This window comes from Pararhizobium sp. P1_E7, from assembly GCF_056405855.1.
The window spans coordinates 260,377-283,260 of sequence record NZ_JBFUBH010000003.1 but is presented as its reverse complement, the minus strand read 5'-3'; the positions used below and the strand labels follow the sequence as shown (position 1 = coordinate 283,260).

Annotated in this window: 21 protein-coding genes and 1 tRNA gene; 8 read left to right on the top strand and 14 right to left on the bottom strand. The window is 59.5% G+C overall.

Annotated elements, in window-relative coordinates; genetic code table 11:
• Window positions 1-155: 155 nt before the first annotated feature.
• Window positions 156-605: a hypothetical protein gene (locus tag AC1D17_RS05970; RefSeq protein ID WP_477564493.1), complete on the bottom strand. Its 450-nt coding sequence runs from the start codon at window positions 603-605 to the stop codon at window positions 156-158.
• A gap of 71 nt (window positions 606-676) precedes the next feature.
• On the opposite strand from AC1D17_RS05970, the gene AC1D17_RS05965 reads away from it, so the two are divergent.
• The gene (locus AC1D17_RS05965) at window positions 677-1,822 is read left to right on the top strand and encodes a helix-turn-helix transcriptional regulator (protein ID WP_477564492.1); all 1,146 of its coding nucleotides are present in this window, start codon (window positions 677-679) and stop codon (window positions 1,820-1,822) included.
• A 607-nt stretch (window positions 1,823-2,429) separates the two neighbouring features.
• On the opposite strand, the gene AC1D17_RS05960 is transcribed toward AC1D17_RS05965, so the two are convergent.
• Complete coding sequence (locus AC1D17_RS05960; RefSeq protein WP_477564491.1) at window positions 2,430-3,419, bottom strand: potassium channel beta subunit family protein; 990 nt, start codon at window positions 3,417-3,419, stop codon at window positions 2,430-2,432.
• A gap of 394 nt (window positions 3,420-3,813) precedes the next feature.
• Between AC1D17_RS05960 and AC1D17_RS05955 the strand changes: the two genes are divergently transcribed.
• Both AC1D17_RS05955 and AC1D17_RS05950 read left to right on the top strand, forming a co-directional pair.
• Entirely contained in the window at window positions 3,814-5,211 is a 1,398-nt protein-coding gene (locus tag AC1D17_RS05955) for a molybdopterin-dependent oxidoreductase (protein WP_477564490.1), read from the top strand.
• 28 nt (window positions 5,212-5,239) lie between these two features.
• Window positions 5,240-5,416 (top strand): hypothetical protein, encoded by a 177-nt coding sequence (locus AC1D17_RS05950; protein WP_477564489.1) that lies wholly within the window; start codon window positions 5,240-5,242, stop codon window positions 5,414-5,416.
• Between the two features lie 208 nt (window positions 5,417-5,624).
• Here the strand turns inward: AC1D17_RS05950 and AC1D17_RS05945 are convergent, their stop codons facing one another.
• Window positions 5,625-6,077: a hypothetical protein gene (locus AC1D17_RS05945; RefSeq protein ID WP_477564488.1), complete on the bottom strand. Its 453-nt coding sequence runs from the start codon at window positions 6,075-6,077 to the stop codon at window positions 5,625-5,627.
• Window positions 6,078-6,334: 257 nt separating this feature from the next.
• Here AC1D17_RS05945 and AC1D17_RS05940 point away from each other — a divergent pair, with 257 nt between their 5' ends.
• Entirely contained in the window at window positions 6,335-7,126 is a 792-nt protein-coding gene (locus AC1D17_RS05940; protein ID WP_477564487.1) for an SDR family NAD(P)-dependent oxidoreductase, read from the top strand.
• Window positions 7,127-7,499: 373 nt separating this feature from the next.
• Window positions 7,500-8,549 (top strand): septal ring lytic transglycosylase RlpA family protein, encoded by a 1,050-nt coding sequence (locus AC1D17_RS05935; RefSeq protein ID WP_477564486.1) that lies wholly within the window; start codon window positions 7,500-7,502, stop codon window positions 8,547-8,549.
• Between the two features lie 86 nt (window positions 8,550-8,635).
• Here AC1D17_RS05935 and AC1D17_RS05930 read toward each other — a convergent pair whose 3' ends face one another.
• The 5 genes from AC1D17_RS05930 to AC1D17_RS05910 all read right to left on the bottom strand — a co-directional run bounded on the left by AC1D17_RS05930 (window position 8,636) and on the right by AC1D17_RS05910 (window position 11,733).
• Window positions 8,636-8,902 carry a DUF2277 domain-containing protein gene (locus AC1D17_RS05930; RefSeq protein ID WP_477564485.1) on the bottom strand — a complete coding sequence of 89 codons (267 nt, stop codon included), beginning with the start codon at window positions 8,900-8,902 and terminating at the stop codon, window positions 8,636-8,638.
• A gap of 209 nt (window positions 8,903-9,111) precedes the next feature.
• Window positions 9,112-10,020, bottom strand: a complete 909-nt coding sequence (locus tag AC1D17_RS05925; RefSeq protein WP_477564484.1) for an RNA polymerase sigma factor — start codon at window positions 10,018-10,020, stop codon at window positions 9,112-9,114.
• Entirely contained in the window at window positions 10,017-10,760 is a 744-nt protein-coding gene (locus tag AC1D17_RS05920) for an SDR family NAD(P)-dependent oxidoreductase (protein WP_477564483.1), read from the bottom strand. Before AC1D17_RS05920 ends, AC1D17_RS05925 begins: the two co-directional genes overlap by 4 nt.
• A 419-nt stretch (window positions 10,761-11,179) precedes the next feature.
• Window positions 11,180-11,407 (bottom strand): hypothetical protein, encoded by a 228-nt coding sequence (locus tag AC1D17_RS05915; protein WP_477564482.1) that lies wholly within the window; start codon window positions 11,405-11,407, stop codon window positions 11,180-11,182.
• Window positions 11,404-11,733: a hypothetical protein gene (locus AC1D17_RS05910; RefSeq protein ID WP_477564481.1), complete on the bottom strand. Its 330-nt coding sequence runs from the start codon at window positions 11,731-11,733 to the stop codon at window positions 11,404-11,406. The genes AC1D17_RS05915 and AC1D17_RS05910 overlap by 4 nt, the downstream gene beginning before the upstream one ends.
• Window positions 11,734-11,904: 171 nt before the next feature.
• Between AC1D17_RS05910 and ku (AC1D17_RS05905) the strand changes: the two genes are divergently transcribed.
• Both ku (AC1D17_RS05905) and ku (AC1D17_RS05900) read left to right on the top strand, forming a co-directional pair.
• Complete coding sequence (gene ku / locus AC1D17_RS05905) at window positions 11,905-12,762, top strand: non-homologous end joining protein Ku (RefSeq protein ID WP_477564480.1); 858 nt, start codon at window positions 11,905-11,907, stop codon at window positions 12,760-12,762.
• A 3-nt stretch (window positions 12,763-12,765) separates the two neighbouring features.
• Window positions 12,766-13,563: a non-homologous end joining protein Ku gene (ku, locus tag AC1D17_RS05900; RefSeq protein ID WP_477564479.1), complete on the top strand. Its 798-nt coding sequence runs from the start codon at window positions 12,766-12,768 to the stop codon at window positions 13,561-13,563.
• 88 nt (window positions 13,564-13,651) lie between these two features.
• On the opposite strand, the gene AC1D17_RS05895 is transcribed toward ku (AC1D17_RS05900), so the two are convergent.
• The 5 genes from AC1D17_RS05895 to AC1D17_RS05875 all read right to left on the bottom strand — a co-directional run bounded on the left by AC1D17_RS05895 (window position 13,652) and on the right by AC1D17_RS05875 (window position 18,610).
• A complete protein-coding gene (locus AC1D17_RS05895) occupies window positions 13,652-15,016 on the bottom strand; it encodes an enoyl ACP reductase FabMG family protein (protein WP_477564478.1) in 1,365 nt (454 codons plus the stop codon).
• A 516-nt stretch (window positions 15,017-15,532) separates the two neighbouring features.
• Window positions 15,533-15,608, bottom strand: a tRNA-Lys gene (locus tag AC1D17_RS05890).
• 149 nt (window positions 15,609-15,757) lie between these two features.
• Window positions 15,758-16,675 carry a PhzF family phenazine biosynthesis protein gene (locus AC1D17_RS05885; RefSeq protein ID WP_477564477.1) on the bottom strand — a complete coding sequence of 306 codons (918 nt, stop codon included), beginning with the start codon at window positions 16,673-16,675 and terminating at the stop codon, window positions 15,758-15,760.
• A gap of 71 nt (window positions 16,676-16,746) precedes the next feature.
• A complete protein-coding gene (locus AC1D17_RS05880) occupies window positions 16,747-17,484 on the bottom strand; it encodes an NUDIX hydrolase (protein WP_477564476.1) in 738 nt (245 codons plus the stop codon).
• A 19-nt stretch (window positions 17,485-17,503) separates the two neighbouring features.
• Window positions 17,504-18,610 (bottom strand): endonuclease/exonuclease/phosphatase family protein, encoded by a 1,107-nt coding sequence (locus tag AC1D17_RS05875; RefSeq protein ID WP_477564475.1) that lies wholly within the window; start codon window positions 18,608-18,610, stop codon window positions 17,504-17,506.
• 232 nt (window positions 18,611-18,842) lie between these two features.
• Here AC1D17_RS05875 and AC1D17_RS05870 point away from each other — a divergent pair, with 232 nt between their 5' ends.
• Window positions 18,843-20,744, top strand: coding sequence for a CASTOR/POLLUX-related putative ion channel (locus tag AC1D17_RS05870; RefSeq protein WP_477564474.1), 1,902 nt, complete (start codon window positions 18,843-18,845; stop codon window positions 20,742-20,744).
• Between the two features lie 268 nt (window positions 20,745-21,012).
• On the opposite strand, the gene AC1D17_RS05865 is transcribed toward AC1D17_RS05870, so the two are convergent.
• Window positions 21,013-22,752, bottom strand: a complete 1,740-nt coding sequence (locus tag AC1D17_RS05865) for an adenylate/guanylate cyclase domain-containing protein (RefSeq protein ID WP_477564505.1) — start codon at window positions 22,750-22,752, stop codon at window positions 21,013-21,015.
• Window positions 22,753-22,884: the final 132 nt, after the last annotated feature.

The following is a 22,884-nucleotide window of genomic DNA, read 5'->3' as shown; positions in this document are numbered from 1 at the left end:
CGGCAATCGGGCCGAATAATGCTCACCCATGCGGATCTCCAAAAGATGCGATGACAGGGACAGGAAAATCGACGGCTAGTGCGCCGCTGGTCAGACTTGCAGTCGATCGAGTTATCGTGGCTCATGGTCTCAACCGTTGTCACTTGACCGGTTCGTTAAACCTTGCCGGCCTTGCGTGTCGTCACCCAAAAGCATGACTTTTCGCGAATCCTGCGCATCACAGCGTATTTTTTACCGGCAGACTGGCGCTGGCAGGACGCTGTCGCGACGACAAGCAGCGTTCTGTCTTCATCTGCGATTTCTGCATCCTGCCGAAGCAAAGGGGAAAAGGCCAAGGCCAGCGTGCTTTGATCGCCTTGGAGACGACGCGGCATACCCACGGGTATAACGAGATCAAGCTGTGGGTAGTGGCGGACATGCACCAGCATGTCTATCAGGCTGGTGGTTTCCGCGTCACCGGGATCAGCTTGGCCAATCAGATTGGTGACAACGGCGAACCTCGAGACCGCGCTTTTAAAGCCCGACGAACTCCCTGCCGTTAACCGCCCGTATGATGCTTGACCACGTTCGATCGACCTATTCTGACTGTTCTGGAAAACGTTCATTTGCATGCGCCAGAAGATCTTGACACTGTCGTCAGTGATGACGGGCATTGCGGGCGTGGAGATGGGGCAGGATGAAAAGACTGGACGACGAAACACTGTCTTCGATTATCGGAGATATCTACGATTGTGCTTTGAGCCCCGAGGGTTGGGGCGGGGTCATGACCCGCATCACCCAGACGATCGATGCGGCCTACACGACGATCGCGCTGACCAGAATCACGGATAGCCGTGGCAGGTTCGCAGCCCACTCCCCCTGGGACCATGCGCAGATGCGCGCCCTTCAGGATTACGAGCTTGATCAGATCCCCGGCCTCAAGGCGGCGGTGATGGGCGATATCGACCTGCCGTTGACAACGCTGTCTGTGGTCAGCGAGGCAGAACTGGAGCGCTCGGCATTTTTTCAGGAATGGGCAAAGCCTCAAGGGTTGCGTGAAGGCTGCACGACGAAATTCGTGCACACACCGGATCGCATCGGCCTGTTCAGCACGACGACGTGGGCGGACCGTCCGCCGATCAGCGCCGAGGAGCAGCGGTTTCTGGCATTACTCTCGCCGCACCTGCGCCGGGCATCGCTAATCGGTGATCTGCTCGATCAGACCCGCGTGACAGCAGGGCTTTATCGAGGCGCGCTCGACAGTCTGGCCGTGCCCGTTATCCTCACCGGCGCGGACGGTGCAGTTCTCCACGCCAATGCTCATGCCGAGCGCATACTCGCGGCACAAATGCCGCTTCGCATACGAAATGGCGTTCTGCAGGCGCAAACGCCGGTGGTGGCGCGTGCCCTGCTGGATGCCATTGCTGCTGCTGCGCGAGCCGAAACGTCGCTGGGGTCGCGCGGCATCGGCTTGCCCATTTCTGCTCCGGGCCAGCCGCCTGCCGTCGCGTACGTCTTGCCGCTTAGCGAAGGAACCGCGCGGGCGGCTTTTCGCCCGGCATGCGCCGCAGTGTTCATATCCACAACGACGGCGGCCTCACCGCCGCCCGAAGACGTCCTGATCACGCTCTACGACCTGACGCCGGCGGAGGCGCGCGTGGTCTTGCAGATCGGCAAGGGACTGACAGCGCCGCAATGTGCCGCGGTGCTTGATATCAGTGAGAACACACTGAAGACTCATCTGAGCCGGATATTCGCCAAAACAGACACCGCCCGGCAGGCAGATATCGTCAGGCTTGTCGCGACCGTAGGATCACCCATCATGGCCACGAATTCAGCCTGATGTCAGAGGTTACATTTGGCGGGGGGATAGGTCGTCCATCCAAATCGGTTGGCTGACAGTTGCAGAATTCGCTCAAACCACTATCCGGTTCCGGTGAATAACAGCCTGGCGAAAACGAAAACCTCAAGGCACTTTTGGCAGACGATAGCCGCTGGGTAGCTTGATCCTCAGACAGGAATCACTGGCCTGGCAGTACGGCAACGTACTGATAGTAAGCCCATACCAATAGGAGGCCCGCTATCACGGCGAACCAGATCAGGGCCTTTCTCTGTCCAGAAGAAACTGTTCGTGGCTGCTTCTTCGGCTTCGGGCGCTGAAATTTTACAACGTTGTCGTCGTTCATGCTGGTTCCTATCCAGGGAGCATTCCAATAGCACAGCAATGGCAAAACTTATCTTCACCGGGGTACCGCTTGTCGAGTAGCGTCAGCATAAACGCGAGGCGACGCCTTGAGATCAGCACATACGGTCTCCAATACTGTGATCAGCGAGAAATTTGTCTCCGCCCCGACCACGGATGCACTGGCGGGTGTCGTAGAGGCAGATCGTGGAAGGTCGGTGCAAATTTTGCCCGGCCTTTTTTCATGGGCGCACCAGGCGCTCCCGGTTCAAAACCGTTGCGGAGCCGGTGGCTTGTTTCCAACGATCTCTTCGATGCGTGCCAGGACCTCTGGCGTCAGTTTGTCCTTGTTATCCAGCGCAGCCAGGTTGTCTTCCAACTGGCTCTTGCGCGAGGCACCGAGGATGACGGTCGATACGTTGCGGTTTGAAAGGCACCAGAGCAGTGCGAGATGGGTCATCGAAAGGCCGATCTCATCCGCGAGTGCCGTCAATTCCCTGACTTTGCCAAGCTGCGCACGGCCAGCTTCGCTCGACCATTTTTCCTTCAACCATTCGTAGCCGGGAAGATTCAGGCGGCTGTCGTTCGGCATGTCCTTGTTGTATTTTCCGGTCAGGATGCCCGAGGCCAGCGGCGACCAGATCGTCGTCCCCAGGCCCATCAGGTCGTAAAGCGGAAGGTAGTCGGCCTCGACCTTTTGGCGCTCGAAGAGATTGTATTGCGGCTGCTCCATGGTCGGCGGCGTGATGCGGAGATCGCGCGCCACGGCATAGGCCTCGGTCAACTGCTGGGCCGACCATTCCGATGTGCCCCAGTAAAGGACCTTCCCCTGGGCTACGAGGTCATGCATGGCGCGAACCGTCTCCTCTATCGGCGTGTCGATGTCCGGGCGATGGCAGAAATACAGATCGAGATAATCCACCTGCAGACGTTTCAGAGCGGCATGTGCCGCGTCGGTGACATGTTTGCGGGACAGCCCTCGCTGCGTCGGTTTCTCGCCACCCCAGAACACCTTGCTGGACACGATGAAACTATCGCGGCTCCAGGCCAAGGTCTTGAGCGCCTGGCCCATGACGATCTCGGAATTGCCGCTCTCGTAGCCTTCGGCATTGTCGAAAAAATTGATGCCATTGTCATAGGCATGCGCCATCAAGCTCACGGCGTCGCCACCATCGACCTGCTTGCCGAACGTGACCCAGGAGCCGAACGAAAACTCGCTGACCTGCAGGCCTGATTTTCCAAGGCGGCGATATTCCATGACTGTTCCTCCGGTGCGATGACGGTTGGAACGTTCATTATCGGAAGATCGGCCCAGCGGCAAACCGTCGGAAGACGCCAAATTTGCAGCGGGCCGGATCATCATTCCTATGAGCGTCAGGTGAATGCGCCCCAGCGCCACTTCTCAGGAGTTTTCAGCAATATCGGCGCGTTCCGGACGTGACCACACTGGCGAAGCGAACAGACGGCTTTCAGGAACGTCAGCAGGTGGTGTGACTGGCCGAAATGACGGCGCGTTGCCGAGTGCGTGCCGCGGGTCGTAGACCAATTGCGGTCACCCATTCATCGACGAATCGGGCGAATGAAGTGCAACTTGCGAGACACGGCCCAGCTCTGGTGTAGAGTAGCACAGCCCTACGGAGTGGAGATTACCAATGCCTCTGTTCATTGTGCACCATCAGCATTCGCCAGAAACATGCCCCGCGCGCGATCCGGCCAAGGGCGCGATGCTGCTGAACCATTTGAGCCGGCCGAACGCCGCTCGCCATGGCGTGGTTATAAAGGGCGAGGCCGTCGTTCGCGGTGCCCATTCGCTGTTCTTCATCGTCGAGGCGGCGGATGAGGCCGTTCTCCAGGCGTTCTTGACGCCGTTCCGTCAAGTCGGCGCGGTCGAAGTGATGGCGGCGTCGACCTGCGCCGGGGTGGTCGCAAGTGGTGGCTGCGAAGCGCCCCCGGTGGACGTTTCGGCCGCGTTGCTCGATCCGGCCGACGCTTGCCAGGACGCCGTCGAGGCCGGACTTGTCGTTCATCGCGCCTATCCGCTGAACGGCGAGACGTCGGTGCCTGACCTCGCGGGCGGGGCAGTCATGCCCAACGGCCGATTCTACCTGCGTAACCACTTCGATATTCCGAGGCTCGATGGCGAGCGCTATCGACTCTCGGTCGGCGGGTTGGTCGAAAGGCCCCTGAGCCTGAGCATGAGGGACCTTCACAATCTTCACGCCGAAAGCCTCGTGGTGACCCTCGAATGCGCAGGCAACGGCCGCAGCCTGTTCGATCCGGAGGTGCCCGGCGAGGCCTGGGGCTTGGGCGCCGTCAGCACCGCCGAATGGACCGGCGTTCCCCTGATAGAGGTGATCGAACGAGCAGGCATGCGATCCGGCGCGACGCAGCTCATGTTCCGTGGTGCGGACGGCGGGCTCCTCGAGGGTCATGATGCGCCGATCCGTTTCGAACGCGGCCTCACCTTCGACCAGATCCGAAAAACAGGAGCGCTGCTCGCCTACGAGATGAACGGCGAGCCACTGTCGTCGCCCCACGGATACCCGCTGCGGCTGATCGTGCCTGGCTGGTATGCGGTAGCGTCCGTCAAGTGGCTGACCGAGATCATCGTTACCGACGAGCCCTGTGAGGCCCACTATCAGACGGAGAAGTACTGGTACCACTGGGTGCGGAATGGGCGCGACGGGCGTGCGCCGGTGACGCTCATGAATGTGCGGGCGCTGATCGCTTCGCCCGATCAGGGGGAGAGCCTGCCGCGCGGTGAAACCGCGATTCGTGGCGTCGCCTGGTCTGGCGCCGGGAGCATTTCCAAGGTCGAGGTAAGCCTAAATGACGGCCCGTGGCGCGAGGCGCGGCTCGTTGGCGAACGGCGGCCCTCTGCGTGGCAATGGTGGGAGCTCATCACGCGACTTGAGCAGACGGGGCCGCTCGCCGTGCGGGCGCGCGCCACCGACACAGCGGGCCGGACCCAGCCTGAGCGCGCCGAGTGGAATCGTCTAGGCTATGGCAACAATTCGATCCACTCGGTGAGCGCACAGGTGATCTGGTGACCTGAAGCCGAGTGAGCTCGAAGCCCAGTTGGCCGACAGAACTGCCAAAGCGGACGGCGACATCAGCGTGCTTGCCAAGCTCGCTTCAACGATGGTCGATTTCGATCTGCGCTTCGAGATCATGCCGGGAGGCAAAGCCCGCACTGTTGAAGTCGCACCACGCAATCCCTATGAGGCGGTGCCGACCCAACCAATCGCGCAATAGACGGGTAAAGAAAAGCGACGCCGCCCCTGCCCGGGCGGCGTCCTTACTGTTTGAGATTATCAGCATTGCCCGCGAGGCAGTCACGCTTCGTCCGCTTTTGGCGCAACTGCGACCCGCGTTGTCACTGCGTCACGTCCGCTTTGCAGCAACAGCGACCGGTGGCTCGATGACCATTATGAGGGCGTATTCTGGTCGTTACTCCCCGATCTTAAATGGCCAACAGGTCTGCTTGCTCGCTCTCATCCAATAGGGAAAATGTCGCTATAGAGATTTGCCCCTTAGCCAGCGAGAGCAATGCAATGATGCTCCTGCTTAGAAGGGGTTCGGAAGCGTGAGGAAACGCTTGCAGGGCGAGGCTAACGGCTGTCGTTATCGCGTCGTGGTAATTTCCCTCTAGCTCAGCAGGAATCGCTGGTGCCTTTCCGAGCAGGCGGGCTTCTTCGATGGATGCGATGAGAGCGTAGGGTTGCCAGTCACTCCCAGACTTAGCAATGTACTCCAGAATATGCGGGACGGCTGCATAGGACGCAGTATAGATATCGCCCTGATGGCACAGGGCATCAAACATCTTTGACCATTCAGGAGGTTCACAGGTTTGCTCTGGCACAGCGAACCAGGAGCGAACATCCACTACCGGCCCGTAAGCGTCCTCGTACGGCATTACTAGATTCCCTCATCCAAGGCTGGCGCTTGTTCGATCGGGGCGGCACCCCGAGGGGTTCCGACTGGCACCAAACAAATCGAAAATTAGAGATTTTTTGGGGGTGCGCAATGACCACTTTTGGCGCTTTTCGGACGTGGTCAATGGCGAAGCAGACCATCGACTTCCAGAGGTTCGATCGGGTATCGGCGGCTGGGCTGTTGCGAGACCGACCGCTAGTTCATACCTTCTCTGTCCAACATCAAAAGGAGCAGCAGATGCAGATCGACCTCGCAGGCAAGACCGCTCTGATTACTGGATCTACCGAAGGCATCGGCTACGCGATCGCCCGCCAGCTCGCGTGGGCTGGCGCGGACGTGGTGATCAACGGACGGTCCCAAGAAAAGACCGCCAAGGCCGCCGATCGCCTGAAAGGTGAAGGTGCCGGAGGCGCCGTAGCCGCCGTCGCAGCCGATGTCGCCACCGGCGAAGGGTGTGACGCCCTCGTCGCCAAGGTTCCTCATGTCGATATCCTGATCAACAATGCGGGCATCTTCCAGCCGCTCGACTTCTTCGAGGCGAACGATGAGGTCTGGGATCGCCACTGGCAGGTAAACGTCATGTCGGCTGTCAGGCTTTCACGTGCCTACCTTCCCGGCATGCAGAACGTCGGCTGGGGTCGCGTCATCTTCATCGCGTCGGAATCCGGCTTTAACATTCCGGTGGAGATGATTCACTACGGCGTTAGCAAGACCGCCGATATCGCGGTTGCCCGCGGGCTCGCCAAGCGCATGGCTGGTACGGGCGTTACCGTGAACTCGGTCCTCCCCGGCCCGACACTGTCCGAAGGCGTCGAAGCGATGCTTGCCGAAGAGCGTGCGAAGACGGGCAAGTCGATCGAGGAGGTCGCGGCGGACTTCGTCAAGAAGCATCGTGGCAGTTCGATCATCCAACGAGCTGCAAGCGTCGAGGAGATCGCCAACCTCGTAACCTATCTGGCGTCGCCTTTGGCATCCGCGACGACCGGGGCTTCCATGCGCGTGGACGGAGGACTGATCGACACGCTCTGAGGCGACGAATTTCTGCACAGCCTGGTCCTCGAGTGGCGGCGATCGTGAAGATTTTCTTCGCCAGTTGCGACGATCCAGCCAAGCGCCGTGGCAATTTGCACGGCAACCGCTCCGTGCGTCGAGGCGAAGTGGCAGTCTTGTCACTGTCGCGGGTTGGCCTCCGCGATAGCGCTGCCAACGCCGGCCGAAGCAGAAGGGCGGTGTAAGTTCGCATGTCCTAATGGAACTTTTGGTATCAGGTCCGATTTTACAATTATGAAAGGAGCGAATTAATGGCCGACCCCAGAATGCAGCAACGCATCGACGCGTGCCTCCACTGCTATTCCGCCTGGCTCTCGCAGATGCACGGAAGGCCGTCGCTAGCGTTGGACGGATGGCTATTGATGTAAGGACGGCTGTCAAAGCCTTGCGTTGGCTGGCGATCACGATGGTTTGCGCCAGTTGTGCTGCCTGTACGACCACGCAAGCGCCGAACACAAACCGCAGCAAAGGATATGTTTTCGAAAGGGTACACGGCGTTAAGGCGAGCCCTCGGGTGGCCCACGGCAGGACTGTTCCCAACGGCGGCGGCGTCTATATGGTCGGCAAGCCCTATGTCGTGAAAGGCAAGCGCTATTATCCGAAGGAAGACCCGAACTACGACAAGAAGGGGGTCGCTTCCTGGTACGGCTCGAGGATTCGCGGGCGCAGGACCGCAAACGGCGAAACTTACGACCCGGATCACCTTTCCGCCGCGCATCCGACCCTTCCCTTGCCCAGCTATGTGCGAGTGACCAATCTTGAAAACGGTTCTTCGCTCATCGTGCGTGTCAACGATCGCGGTCCGTTTCATCGGGGTCGCATCATCGACGTTTCCAGCAAGGCAGCCGACATGCTGGACCTGAAGCCCCGTGGCACGGGCGCCGTTCGGGTGCAATATGTGAGCCGCGCCCCCCTCGGCACACACGATATGTCCTATCTCATGGCCTCCTACATCAAGAAGAGTGGTCACTTCCCGGCCGTTAATCCGGAGCATCAGGCCGCAACCGGCCTGATGGTGGCCTCAAAGCAGTCGAAGAGCGACCATTTGCGGCGGGACGGTCAGTCGCTCTGGTCGACGCAGACAAACTTTGGCGACAATATGCCAACCGCCGCCTACCAGACCGCGACCGCGTTCCAGACATTTGAGCCATTCGTGATGGTGCCTGAGATCGGCTACATTACCTTTGAACGGCAGCACGAATACGCCTTGGCCGACGGCCTGGGCGGCGATGCAGATGTCAAATATTGCTTGAACGAGGATATTGATGACGGTGTGCGCAACATGTGCGAGGTTCAAGTTCTCCCTCTGTCGGCCGTCAATCGCAACAAGCGTCTGACCGGCGTGATCTCCATACGGCGACGCCGGTCTTGTCGAAGTGGGACAACAATCATTCTTACCTAGAGGCCGCAAAGCGCCGATATGGTTGAGCGACGGCCGCTTTGAGTTTCCTGCCCCCTTCGGTGAGCCGGCGGCCGTGACAGGACCCCTTACGCGAACCGGACCGCTGTTCTCGCGCGCGCCTTTGCGGCGACTTCCTCGCGATCGCGAGGGGGTTGAGAAGTTTCCAGCGCTCCAAGCAGCTCGCGGGCGCATGCCGCGACCGAGTTAACCGCACGCTCGAACGCAGCCTCATTGCGTTTCGATGGTTTGGTTGTTCCGCTCACCTTGCGGACGAACTGAAGCGCTGCATCGTGAATCTCCTCGTTCGTCGCTGGCGGATCAAAATTGAACAGGGGCTTGATATTTCTGCACATGACTTGCTCCCGAGCGCTTTTCTCTGCCACCGACAGGAGGGTGGCGAAGCATACAAAAATAGTCGCGTGAGGGCCATTTGCAACGGGCCGGGAGGCCGAACCAGGGCGGAAAGCGGCCCACCGCAAAGCAAGGTGGCGTCTTCACTTCGGTTTGAAGGCCCCAATGACCGCAATTGGACCTCGAGAAAGCGCGTCCTAATCAATATCGGTCACCGTGATGCGGCCAGCATAACGTCCGCACCGTCCATGACATAGGTCGCATAGCGATGGTCGCGGATCAGCGTTATCTTTTGCCCCAGCCATTCGAGCAGCATGAAATATGAAGGACCGCCCGACGGTTCGGCTGATACCAGCAATATTTCCCGGCCTTCCAGCCAAGCCGGTTCGATCCTGACCGGTGGATACTCGGCATAAAAGGTGAAAAATCGACCGACATTGGCGGCGTCAGAGATTTCCGGCCGGCGCGCCTGACGAAGCCGAACATCCTGCGCCAGCATGCGACGCAAAGCGTCCCAGTCTCGGGCGTTGAAGAGCGCTGCAAAGTTCAGGACCTCGGGACTCGGCGGTGGCGGAACCTCGGACCGCACGTCGGAGATGGCGCGCAATCTCGTCCGACCGCGCGACAGATGGGCCTTGACGGCATCGACACTCAGTTCCAGCAGCGCTGCGATGTCCGCAAGTGACTCTCCCAACACATCCTTGAGGATCACCGCGCTGCGTTGCGGCACCGGCAATTCTGCAAAGTGGCCCAGGGCGACCCGCACCGCGTCCTGCCGGATCAGCGCGTCCTCCGGACCGACGGCGCTGATATCGGCCAGATCGAAAGCCATCTCAAGAGGCTCCGATCGGCGCGTACTGCGCTGGCGCAGGGCATCTATGGCTCGATTGTGGACAATGCGAAACAGCCAGGGTCGCAGCGGCGTGCCCGGCGGGATCGAGCCAGCCGTCGCAAATACCCTGGCAAACGCGTCCTGGATCACATCCTCGCCATCGATCACCGACCCCAACAGACGAGCCGCATAGCGGTGCAGTTCGGGGCGAAGCGCGTCCGCTTCCCTGGCCAGGGCTGCGAGCAGAGTTTTCCTCTCTTCGTCTTCGAGAGCAGCGTCTTCTGTCATTCGATGACCGTCACACCCGTATCCCCACGCACTGCGTAGACCATGGCCTCGGCGAGGCCTGTCCTGCCGATCAGGTCAGCGACCATATCGCCAAAAGCCTGCGGCGTCATGTCCGGCCAGGTGGCGGCCTGTTCGGCAAATGTCCGACCCGCCGCCGCGGCATAGGCCGCGATGCCGGTATCGCCCACACCGGTTCCGGCGAACATCTGCCGGGGAACGATGACCCGGAAGCGCAGACCCAGGCCGAGTTCCGCCGACAGGCTCTCGRCATATTTTGCAATGAACCACTGCGCGCGCTTGGCTCCCGCATAACCGCCCGATAGCGGCGACCCCTGCACGGCGGCCCCGCTGGAAACCAGGACGACAAGCCCGCCCGGCATCATCGGCAACGTCAGAGCGGCCTGTACCCAGTGCAGCGCGGCCTTGACGTCCACATTCCAGTTGGTCGTGAAGGCCTCCCAGCCAATCCGGTCGATCCGTTCCATGGGCGGTTCCGCACCGGCATTCATGATGACGAGATCGGGTCGCGTCTCCTCCATGATCCGCCATGCCGCATCGACATCGGTTGCATCAGCCGATATGGCGGTGACGGCCGGTTGCTCGCCTGGCCCCTGCATGGCAGCCGCGTTTCGGGCTACCACGGTGACTTCGGCCGCGCGAGCCACAAATGCCTCGGCGAGCCCCCTCCCCAAGCCGCGGCTCCCGCCGACAACCACCATTCGCTTTCCTTCCAGATCCATCTCTCAGTCCTCATTTGGGTCGAGTCCGGCCGCCCGACGACGGTCGCAACAACGACGTTCCAACGAGGTGAAAAGAGTCATCGCCATCTGCGATTTGTGGGGGCCAGCGTCTAAACGTCCGACTCGACCGAACGGTGATCGATTTCTGCCTAGAACGGATGACCAGCGAGTCCGGCTTGATCCTGCGATGCCCACGTCGTGGACGCGAGGCAGCCCACGCTGTTTCCACCGTGGGCCTAAATGCCTTCGTACTGAAATACACCGAACGCCCCCTCGCCCGACACATGCAGCTTGCCACAACCTTCATGTCGCGTGTGATAAAGCCAACGTTAGGGTTATTTGGTAAGGTGAACGGCGCGGCGCTAACGGCCAACGCAAGCACTTGCGACTGTTACGCAAGGTCGGCCGATTACTCAGGACTAGTTCGAGAGGCCTTGCCGGCTCGCTTGTTCTTGGATCGCCGTCGCCAATGCCGCGCGCCGCCAGTCCGGTAGCTTCAATATGAAGGTGTCCATATCCCGCCCGAAGTTCGACCAAGCTTTATCACCCGCTTCGCCGCGCTCGATCACGCCGGCCGCCTCAAGGTCGGTCCGATCCATGTTCACGCGAGCGAGTGAAATCTGCAGCAGATCCGTTCCCGTAATCATCGCCCTATCCCCTGTTGGCTGAGATTCAACGTCCCGTGGCTGGACTGTCGCGGCGTAAGGTCGGGCTCATCAGCTTCCTCCTGCAGGACCAGCTTGTGGTAGCAAGACTCGATATCTTGGGCGATACCGTCCGGGCCGTAGAGGTAGCCGTCCGTGCCGCCGTCAGTCTCGATAATCTCGGCAATCGAGCTCATCATGATGCGACCAAGGTGCTGCAAGGCGTCTCTGTGACGATCGGCGCCCGTACGCGCGAATTCGCGATTGGCCTCGTCCAGTGCCTGGCGCATGGCTTGAAACGATCCGTCGATGTGGAGTTTCGCGTTCATGGCATTCCCCTCCTGTCGTGGGATTGCTGCAGCAGACTCCTCTAACGCAATACTCGTGGATAGGTTCATCCTACTATAGACAGTCGATCAAAAGCCACAATTGATTCGCGTATTAGCTGGAACAAACGTAATCTCCCAACGTTGAAGCCGGGTTCATCGGGAGAAATCAACATGCTCGGACGTGCTCTTTGGAAGGGCTTCCTGAAGTTTGCCGAGATCAGTTGCCCGGTGGCGCTGCATAGCGCCGCCTCGACGTCCGAGCGCGTCAGCTTCAACACTCTCAATCGGGAAACCGGCAACCGCGTAAAGCGGGAGTATGTCGATATCGACACTTGGAAGGTTGTGGAGCGCGAAGATCAGATCAAGGGCTTCGAAATCGACGACGGCCACTACGTCCTGTTCGAGCCGGATGAACTCGCCGCGGTGATTCCACAAAGCGACAAGACGCTGCGCATCCAATCCTATGTACCCTTTGGCGAGATCGACGATCTCTACTTCGACAAGCCTTACTATCTCCTGCCTGATCGGCTCGGAGAAGAAACCTTCGTCTTGATCCGGGATGCAATGCAGGAATCCAATGTCGGGGCGCTCGCCCAGGCCGTGCTCTTTCGCCGGCTGCGTACGGTTTTGATCCGCGCCCATGGTGGTGGACTGATCGCGACCACTCTCAACTTCGACTATCAGGTCCGCTCTGCAAACGAGGCTTTTGCCGAAATACCGAAGCTGAAGATCGAGGGCGAAATGCTCGACCTGGCAAAGCACATCATCAAGACCAAGGCTGGGCTGTTCGATCCGCGAACGTTCGATGATCGCTATGACGCCGCTCTGCTCGAGCTCGTGAAGGCGAAGATGGAAGGTCGGGCTGTCAAGGTGAAGAAGCAGCCGAAAGCCGAGCCTTCGAGCAACCTCATGGAAGCGCTGCGCATGAGCGCTGGCTTCGGATCAGCCCGCGCATCCAAACCCCGCACTGCAGCAGCGCAGCGGGCAGTTCCGGCACCCCGGCCGGCTGCGCGCAAGAAGGCGGGCTAAGCCATGGCCGCCATCAAGCCGCATTGGAAGGGCTATCTGAAACTTTCGCTGGTCACCTGCGCCGTGGCCTTGTCACCCGCCACCAGCGACACCGAAAAGGTGCGCTTCCACACGATGAACCGGGCAACCGGAAATCGTGTGGCGTCTCGCTACGTCGATAACGTCACAGGCAAGGAGGTCAACACAGAAGACCAGGTGAAGGGATATGAGCGCGGCGACGGCGAATACATAATGCTCGAGGAGGAGGAGCTTGATGCGGTGGCACTCGATAGCGTCCGGACAATCGAAATCGAGATGTTCACGCCGCGCGAGTCCATCGAATGGATTTGGCTTGACAAGCCCCATTACCTCGTTCCGAACGACAAGGTTGGAGAAGACGCGTTCGCCGTGATCCGCGACGCTATGCGGGCAGAAAACGTGGTTGGGATTTCCCGTCTGGTATTCGGCCACCGGGAGCGCGCGGTCATGCTCGAACCCCGCGACGAGGGCATTGTCCTGTGGACACTTCGCTACGGTGATGAGGTGAGGCCCGAGGAGGAATACTTCTCAGGCATCAAGGCGAAGCCCGAGGGCGGGCTTGCTCCCTTGATGAAGCAACTGATCAAGAAGCAGACGAAGGAATGGTCTCCGATCACTGATCCCATTCAGGATCGATATCTCGAACTCATAGCCACGAAGAAGAAGACGATGAAAAAACCCGCGAAGGCAGCGAACAAAAAGCCTTCAGGGGTCGACAATGTCATCGACATAATGGCGGCATTGAAGAAAAGCTTGGAAGGAAACAAGCAAAGTAGTCGCTGACGGTGCTACGTCCGCAACGAAACTCCTGCCGCAACATTCGTCGCTTCATGGCCAAGACACCCAGCTTCCAAGCTAAGCTGGGAAGCCGTCACGCCATCTCAAGGTGCGAGGATTCCGTTCCCTGAGGAGACGTCGAATGCGGGTGGGAAGCGTTAAGGCGCCGCGCCACGATATCGTGGTTGAGCCACAGGACGGGACCGGAGGGTTCTGAAGATTCGCCAAAAATCAGCTGCCCGGTTGCCTTCACAACGAGACCGCTCAGGAGGTCGCTGATCATCAACTTGCTATCCCGATGCATCTGGGTGATCTCGTTGGACGTGCCGATGGTCAGATCGGCCTGTGCCTGGCTATTTGCCATGGGCCATGCCGAAAAGTCATAGAACGGACGCATGACCTCGCTGGCCTGCATGTCGGTGATCTTCCGAAACACATCCTTCATGGTTAAGCCGTCTGCCAGAAGCTGCTGGCAGGCCTGCCACTGTTCGTCTGCCCATTGACCACCGTTTTCCTTCTTCAACGCAAGCAGCAGCGGTATCAGGGGCAGCTCGATACCCGTGAACACGTCGGACGAATTGGTCCGGATTTCGGGACAGTTATAGACAGTTGCCTTGATCCCTGTCGCCCAGGCTTCCTCTGCAATGCCTTCGAGCCGCCTCTTCGCATAACCCTGGGTGTAGTTGGTGTAGGTCTGCCAACGATAGCTTCCGTCAATCAGGACCGCCGATCCGTGGTAACCGTAGGCCGTATATCGCACTTGACCGCCCGAAGCTTCCACGCGCTCGCGGATCGCCGCGCTGAAATCAATGAGATGGCGAAAGGTGTTTGCGGAGACGTCGTCAAAATTCTGCAGGATGAGTTTTCCCATGTCACTGTCGAGCAAGGTCTGCGACGACATGTGGCGGCTTCCGGTCCCCTTGTAGATGCGATTGGCAACGACCAAGAATACCTTCGCCTTCGGGATGCCCCCGGCCATTGTGTGGGCGAAGAAAACATTGCGGCCAGCGGCGATCATTCCGTCGAGAACGGCCATGACCTTTGAAAGTGACTCGGTAAAACGCGCAGTGGCGATGTCGCGGCATTGCCTGACATAGTCCCAGTCGAGCTTGTCGCGTTCCCAGCTCTCAAGCGTCATCTTTGCCAGGAGATCGGTGGGCGTTGGGCCGTCTGCGGGCGCATCGAGATCGAAACCCGCCATAAGAGGTATGTTGATGATCCTGCCGCCCAGCCGGGCCTCCGCCGAAGACAGTTCCTCGGCGTCGAGCTGCCGCAGCGCGTTGTTCTCGTCGCGCCGCCCGACGGTGATCCCCACGATCTCCATTCCAGCCCGCCTGGCTTCGTCGAGCAAGCCGGTGGCGTATCCGCGGCCGAACAGTTCGCCGAAGAGTACGAAAACATCGCCTTTGCGGAAGACCGTGTTCTCGGAAAGACGATTCAGTGCAACCGGATTTTCCATGCTGTCGGCTCTTTGATCCTTGTGTCGTCGAGCAATGGCTCATACGAGCTTTCACACAGACATGACCGCACTGGCACAGAATGGGAACTCATTTTCGGTGACCGTTCATTTCAAAACGTGAAGTCGGTCTCTGTTGTTCCCACAATGCAGCGAAATGCCGAGGACGTTGGAGATCGCCCGCGCGGCGCTTTATAGCGATCGCACCTTTAGGGGATACTTGAAGCCGAACTCGATGCGGGTCCCCTGTCGCGGCAAAGCATGAAATACGAGTATTCACGAAGTGCCGTTCGATTCCGGCCGTCGCCCAACTCCTCGGTTTTGAACCGAAGGCGATCTAGCGTCGGCAGACGGGTGTCGGAAGAATCCGGTCATCCACAATTGCGTTGACGGCGAATGAAAAAGGAACACGAAAACAGATACTTACCCCGCGTGATCTAATGTGATCGCGAGGGGGTCCTGTGTTTTGCCCGCTGACTTATCAAGTCAGCGCAACCTATTGATATCGTGAAGAAAGAATGGTGGGTGATGTAGGGTTCGAACCTACGACCCGCTGATTAAGAGTCAGCTGCTCTACCAACTGAGCTAATCACCCGCCAGAACCGCTTCGCTGCGGTCTCCAGAACCACATTGCTGCGGTCTGATGGGGCGTATAATGGCGTTCGGCGGGCTTGTCTAGTTCCCCGAGCGATTTTCTTTCGGATTTCTCAAAAAAATCTGTGTGGGCTGTTTAGAGGCTGTTTTTCAAAGATAAAGTTCGCCGGCCGCAATCTTCACCGCCTGCCCGCCGATCCGGGCCGTGCTGATTTCGCCGCCGGCGACGTCGATGTGAAGGTGCAGCAGCGACGGGCGCCCCATCTCCACGCCCTGCTCGATCAGGAACGGATGATGTCCGTCGATCAGCTGGTCGAAACAGTGGATCGCGCCGGAAAAGGCCGCGACCGCAGCGCCCGTCGCCGGGTCCTCGACAATGCCCATCGCCGGGGCGAACATGCGGGCATGGAAGCGGGCGACGTGATTGACGCCGCCGCGGCAGTAGATATAGGCAGCTGCGAGCCGCCCCTCGGCAATCGGAGTGATCTGTTCCCACTGGGCGGCATCGAACTCCACGGCGCCTGCCGCACTGACATCGTGAACAGGGATCATCACGAAGGGCACCCCGGCGCTCCAGAACGAAGGCACATGGTTTTCGAAACCGATCTGCGTCGCCTTCAGGCCGAACGCGTCGGCAATCGCCTGCTTTTCGAATTTGGCATCAAGCCGCATCGATTTGCGCGGCACGTCGAATTCGGCGAAGGTTGCCTCCCCTGATCTGCCGCGCACGGCACAGCGCACCGGACCGACATTTTCCTCAAGCATCTGGACCAGATCATAGTCCTTACCTTCGGAATCACGCCCATCCTCGGCCAGCGCGATCGCAGCCCCCACCGTCGGATGACCCGCGAAGGGCAATTCATAGCCGGGGGTGAAAATACGCAACCTTGCCGCATGCCCGGTTTTTTCAGGCTTTAGGAGGAACACCGTTTCCGACAGGTTGAGCTCGCCGGCGATCGCCTGCATCGCTGCGTCGCTCAGGCCCTCGCCATCGAAGACAACGGCGAGCGGATTTCCCTCCAGCCTGTTGGCGGTGAAAACGTCGTAGATTGCATAGCGCCGCGCCACCAGGGTCTCCCTTTGCTGTTTTCCGCCATCAGACCTTGCATGGCGGATAGCCCGCGGCAAGCGCAAAAACGTCACCTTATCCTATTGAAGACCCATTCCAGGATTGGCGGCATGAAAGGCGGATAGGGGTACTGCCCGGGGTCGGCGGTGCGAATGGCAATGGCGGCGTCGATTTCCGGTTCGGGATCAACAACGATATGGGCAGCGATTCGTTCGATCAGCTCCGCGGCGGTATCGGCAAAATGGTAGGCGCGAAAAATCGTGACGGCGCCCTGATCGTGCAAGCCATGGTACCCGGACACGGTCCTCGCCTCCGACAGCGACAGCCCGGTTTCCTCCAGCACTTCGCGCGCCATGTTGCCTTCGAGATCGCAATGTCCGTCGAGGATATCCTCAGGGTCCATCGAACCTGCAGCACAATAGACGCGCCCCGGATTGGCCGTGTGCTGGGCCATGCGAATGGCAATCACGGCACCATCGGAGGAAACGATGACCGGCAGGCCGAACAGATGGATGGCCAAGCCGGCGGGCCGGGTCTTGCGCCACAGCAGAAACGCAGAAAATGGCACGGCGTGACATTCACCCGAAATCGCGCCGTCCCGCATCTCAAGCGCGCGCATCAAAAGCATGCGGCCGTCATAGAGGGCAGGATTCGCGGCAATCTCCCGCTCCCAGTTGGCGGCGATCTCGGTCCTATGGCTGTGTGAATAGGGATGCGGCTCATCGGCCACCCTGACATCAATGCGGCTGACGGGGAAAATCACACGTTCGACGGGCCATTCGGAGGTCGTACTGATGAGTTGCGACATGGATGCTGCCTTGGACGTTTCATACATTCAGCGAGATGACGACCGGGCAATGATCGGAAGCCTTGGGACGATCCCAGCCGGTTCTCGGATAGCGCTCGACCTCCTGCCCCGTCGGGAAGATCGTCCGATAGGGCTGGCCACCGCGGATAATCTCCGGCACGCTTGCCGGATTGCGCTTGGCCAAGGCCTGCGACAGCCAGATATAGTCAAGCTGGCAAAGGTGCCGCTCCTCCGGTCCACGGCTGTGGAACAATGTCCAGCGGTCGAGTTCCGGCCGCCGTCGCATGACGTTCTCGACAAAACCGTCATGGCTGAGCACATCCAGCGCGCTTGCCGCTTCCTGCCGGGGCACGAAACTGTAGCCGTTGCGCCGGTCGCCGAGCACATCGACGCGCTCCTGATAATCGTTCATGTCACCGCAGATGGCGAACATCTTGCCGTCCAGATTGCCTGCCCCGAAGCGGTTCTCGACGATACGGCGGACGGCCGCGGCTTCCGCGGCTCGCACCGGCATCGTCGCCGTGCGTCCGTCCAACCCTTCGCGCGCCGGGCCCATCGACTTGAAATGCACGACGAACAGCGTGAACGGCCGCCCGCCGATGCGGAAATCGAGCTCCAGGCAATCCCGTTTGAAAATGCGGTCGCCCGGCACATTGGTTGCACCCAATGCATCGTTGAACAGATTGAAATCGGCATAGGTAACGCCGGCATGGGATTTGACGTCGATGCACTCGATCTTCTGGCCGTCGCGGGTTTCCTCGCGCACCAGAACGGCAACGTCGATGCCACGGCTGTCATTGCCCTCGATCAGATATTTCTGCCTATAGCCGTTGCCGACCATGCGGAAGAGATAGCCGTATTCAAAGGCTTGCAGCGCCGCCATGTTGTCGGCTTCCTGCAGGCAAAGGATATCGGCGTCGCAATCGGCAATGGCCAACGCCGACATCTGCCTTGTATCATCGGTGTTGGCGATCGTGCGGGCTTCCTCCAGCCGCTGGTATTCCGCCTCGCTCCTGACGTCGAACAGCCCGAGAACGCGATCCCGCTTCAGGTGGTTGCGAAAGCCGGAGAAATCGAACCGGCTCATCAGGTTTTCGATATTGAAGGTGGCAAGGCGAAGGGTCATCGGYAGTTTCCGGATGCAATCGAGGCGACTTTAGACAAACACAGGCAAAAGTCGAACGCCTTTCTCCCCTGGAGAATAAACAGCCAGCCGCAAGCGTCATGTGAATAGATAGCCGGACGGGCAGATGACCATTACTGGGCGGATTGGCGCTCATCCAGCCAAACCTGTTGAATATATTAGGAATATCTGCAAATGCGGATGCAAAGCGCATAAGCGGGGCCGAGGGGAATCGATGAACAAGAATACGTCATGGGGCGCGCGGCTGCGCTATGAGTTCGACAAGAGCATGGCCGCGGGACCGATTGCGCTGATCGGCTGGCTAACCGTCATTTCACTCATCGTCATCATCGTTGCCGGTGCCTTTCTCGCCATCACCAAGATCGCACCGGACGGTGGCGAACCGGTAAGCTTTATCGAAGGCACCTGGGAATCGCTCATGCGCACCATGGATGCCGGCGCCATGGGTGGCGACCTCGGCTGGGGCTTTCGCGGCGTGTCCCTGTTCGTCACGATTGCCGGCATTTTCGTGTTCTCGGCCTTGATCGGCGTGCTCAGTTCCGGTCTTGAAAACAAGCTTGAGGAGCTGCGCAAGGGCCGCTCGCAGGTGTTGGAAAACGACCACACGATCATCCTCAACTGGTCCCCTTCGATCTTCGACGTGATTTCCGAACTGGTCATCGCCAACACCAGCCGCAAGAAGCCGCGCATCGTCATCATGGCCCACAAGGACAAGGTGGAGATGGAGGACGAGATCGCCACGAAGGTGGCCGACCTCAAGAACACCAGGATCATCTGCCGCAGCGGCGATCCGACCGATCTCTACGACCTGAACATCGTCAACCCGGAGACATCGCGCTCCGTCATCGTGCTGTCGCCCGAAGGCGACGACCCGGACTCACAGGTGATCAAGAGCATCCTGGCCCTTGTGAACGCCCCCAACCGGCGCGCCAAGCCCTATCAGATCGCTGCCGAGATCCGCGACAGCAAGAACGCCGACGTCGCCCGCATCGTCGGCGGAGCCGAACTGCAGCTCATTCTGGCCGACGACCTGATTTCCCGCATTGTCGTGCATTCCAGCCGCCAGTCGGGCTTGAGCGCCGTCTATTCCGAACTGCTCGATTTCGACGGCTGCGAGATCTATACGCTGGAACAGCCCGATATCACCGGCAAGAGCTTTGCCGCCGCCGTCATGGCCTATGAGACCTCGACCCTGATTGGCCTTTGCGACGAGGCCGGCCAGGTGCATCTCAATCCACCGCCGGGCCGTATCTTCAAGCCGGGCGAACGCGCCGTCATCATCGCCGAGGACGATGCCGCGATCAAATCCGGAAACAATGAAATCCATATCGAGAAGAACGCCATTCTTCCGGTGGCAGCGCGCGAACAGGGGCCGGAACGAACCCTGCTTCTCGGCTGGAACCGTCGCGGCCCGATCATCACCTTCGAACTCTCGCGTTACGTCGCATCCGGCTCGTTGCTGACGATTGCCGCCGACACGCCGGAGCTTGAGGATGAAATCGCGGCTCTCAAAGTGGCAAACGGCAATATGTCCGTCGATTACCGCGTCATCGACACCAGCAACCGCAGCGAACTCGATGCGCTGGACATTCCAAGCTACGATCACGTTCTGGTTCTCGGCTACAGCGACCATATGGCGCCGCAGCCGGCCGACACCCGGACTTTGGTGACGCTGCTGCAGCTGCGCAAGATCGCCGAACAGGCGGGCCGCCATATCAGCGTCGTCAGCGAGATGACCGACGTGCGCAACCGGGAGCTGGCGGAAGTCACCCGCGCCGACGATTTCGTCGTCAGCAACAAGCTGGTCAGCCTGATGCTGGCGCAGGCTTCCGAAAACGAGCGCATGGCGGCAATTTTCGACGAACTTCTCGATGAAGACGGATCGGAAATCTATATGCGGCCGGTCAGCGACTATGTCGCCATTGGTGAACCCGTCACCTTCTACACGATCTGCCTTGCCGCCCTGCGACGCGGCGAGGTGGCGATCGGCTACCGCCGCCAGCGCGACGGCGATACGGACCTGCGCCGGCTCGGCGGCGTCACCGTCAATCCCTCAAAGTCCGGGAAACTGCTTTATAGCGCAGCCGACCGCGTTATCGTGCTTGCAAAGGACTGAGCGGGGACAGCACCTTGGGGGAGCGTCGAAGCGCCCCTTTCCTTTTGATGTCCCGCGACTGGCATGGCTTGCGTATAGGCAGGACGGCTGCGATCATGGCGTCGGCTATCAGATGCGGCGACTGCCGGTGCATGAGTTTCGCCCCTGACTAGGCCGCAAACCCATAAATCAGCCGGGCGGACGACTTGCCGGCGTCCGCTATGCACCGAAAGCGACCAACGTTTGCAGCGCAGCGAAAAGAAGCAATGGGCCACGAGCAGAAGTTAACTCAACTTGCTCGCAAGGGGCGCACATACTGCTCCGGCAGCCCCGCCTTCCGCAGGGCATCAATCAAGTGTTGCTGAGCTTCAGGGCGTGCGTAGTGCAGTACCTGGATCACATTCCGAAGCGATAAATCCGGTTTCACCAGCTTCACCTTGGCGATCATCTCACTTGCACCAGTAAAGTCGCCCAATTGCGCGCGCGCGGCGGCTAGGTACAAGAGGCCACTGGAGCGTTGTACAGGGACACTCTCGAGCGCTTCGACTGCGTCAGCATATCGAGCGAGGTCAAAGAGCGTCAGGCCGCGAATCGCTGCAAACCAATCGGGCACGAAGGGACCCAAGCCTATGGCGGCATCGATTGTGGCCAACGCATCGGCCGGCCTGCCACTGGCGCGCTGCCAGTTCGCGTAATCGCCCTTAATCTGTATATCCGCCGGATTGAGCGTCAGCGCCCTGTCAAAATGGAAGCGTGAACGGTCATGGTCCCCTGTCCAAAGGTAGTAGAGCGCTCTTGCCCAATGAGACGTGGCGTCGTTGGCATCGAGTTCCAGCGCTTGTTTCGAAGCGCTCTCAGCCTTGGYCATCTGATCGTCATCGAGCACAATGATATTGCTGATGGTAAGAGCTATCGCCAGCCAGGCATGCGCAAGTGCAAAATGCGGATCGACGGCAACTGCCCGCTCAAGTAGGGGTACGGCTTCGGCATCACGCTGATGGTCACATAGATTGCGGCCTTGTAACAGACAGTCATAAGCCGACCAGCTAGTAGTTGGTTTTGCACGGGCTTTTGCTGCTTCTGCAGCGTACATACGGCCCTCCAGCATTGTTACGATTGCGGCCACAACAAGGTCCTGGACAGCGAAGATTTCCTGCGCATCGCGATCGTAGCGGTCGGCCCAGACGTGAGTGCCGGTTATGGCATCGACCAACTGGGCTGTGATGCGTATTCGGTCGCCCAATTTGCGTAGACTACCCTCAACTACATAGGCAACGCCCAGTTCCCGCGCTACTTCGATATGACTTTTTCCTTTGTTGGCAAAATGAAACGACGCGTGGCGAGCTACTACGGATAGGCCGCGAAAGCGGGCGAGTTCGGTAATGATATCCTCGGTGATCCCATCGGAAATGTACTGTTGCCGGGGATCACCACTCATGTTGGTAAATGGCAGTACTGCTATGGACGGTTTGATTCGTTCTACCGCTGTTGGTCGCACCGATGTTCCTGAGGGAGCTCCCAGACTATAGACCCGGACCGGCTGGGCGATATTCTTGAGTTGCTGCTCACCCATGTCTTCAAACGAGAGATCAAGGCGACTTCCTACGTTGTCATGAACCATGCCGGTGACTGCAATGCCGCCCGCCGGGGCAAGCCTCTCGATCCGCGCAGCGACGTTCACGCCTTCACCGAAAACATCGCCATCCTCAGCAATCACATCCCCCAAGTTGACGCCAATGCGGAGTTGGATGGCTTGGTCTTCTGACAGCTCTGCGTTCCGTGCTGCCATATCCTTCTGTAATGCAACTGCGCAGGCCACGGCTTTCACGACGCTGGGGAATTCCGCGAGAAAGCCATCCCCCATAGACTTAAACAGCCGACCTTGGTGCTCGGCGATCCTAGTTTCGATCACTTCGGCGCGGAGGTTCCGCACGACCGCCAAGGTGCCGTCCTCGTCCACGCCCATGAGGCGACTGTAACCGACTACATCGGCGGCAAGGATGGCAGCAAGACGGCGCTGAACGGACATCTCCACCACTCGATAGTGTCCCTGTTGGTCACCTGGGCTCCTGCAGAACCTGGTTGATGACACAATAGCACAGCCGCGCCTGGCCGTAACCAGTTGTCCCAGAGCGAAGTCAGGCTGCTACGCGTCATGTCT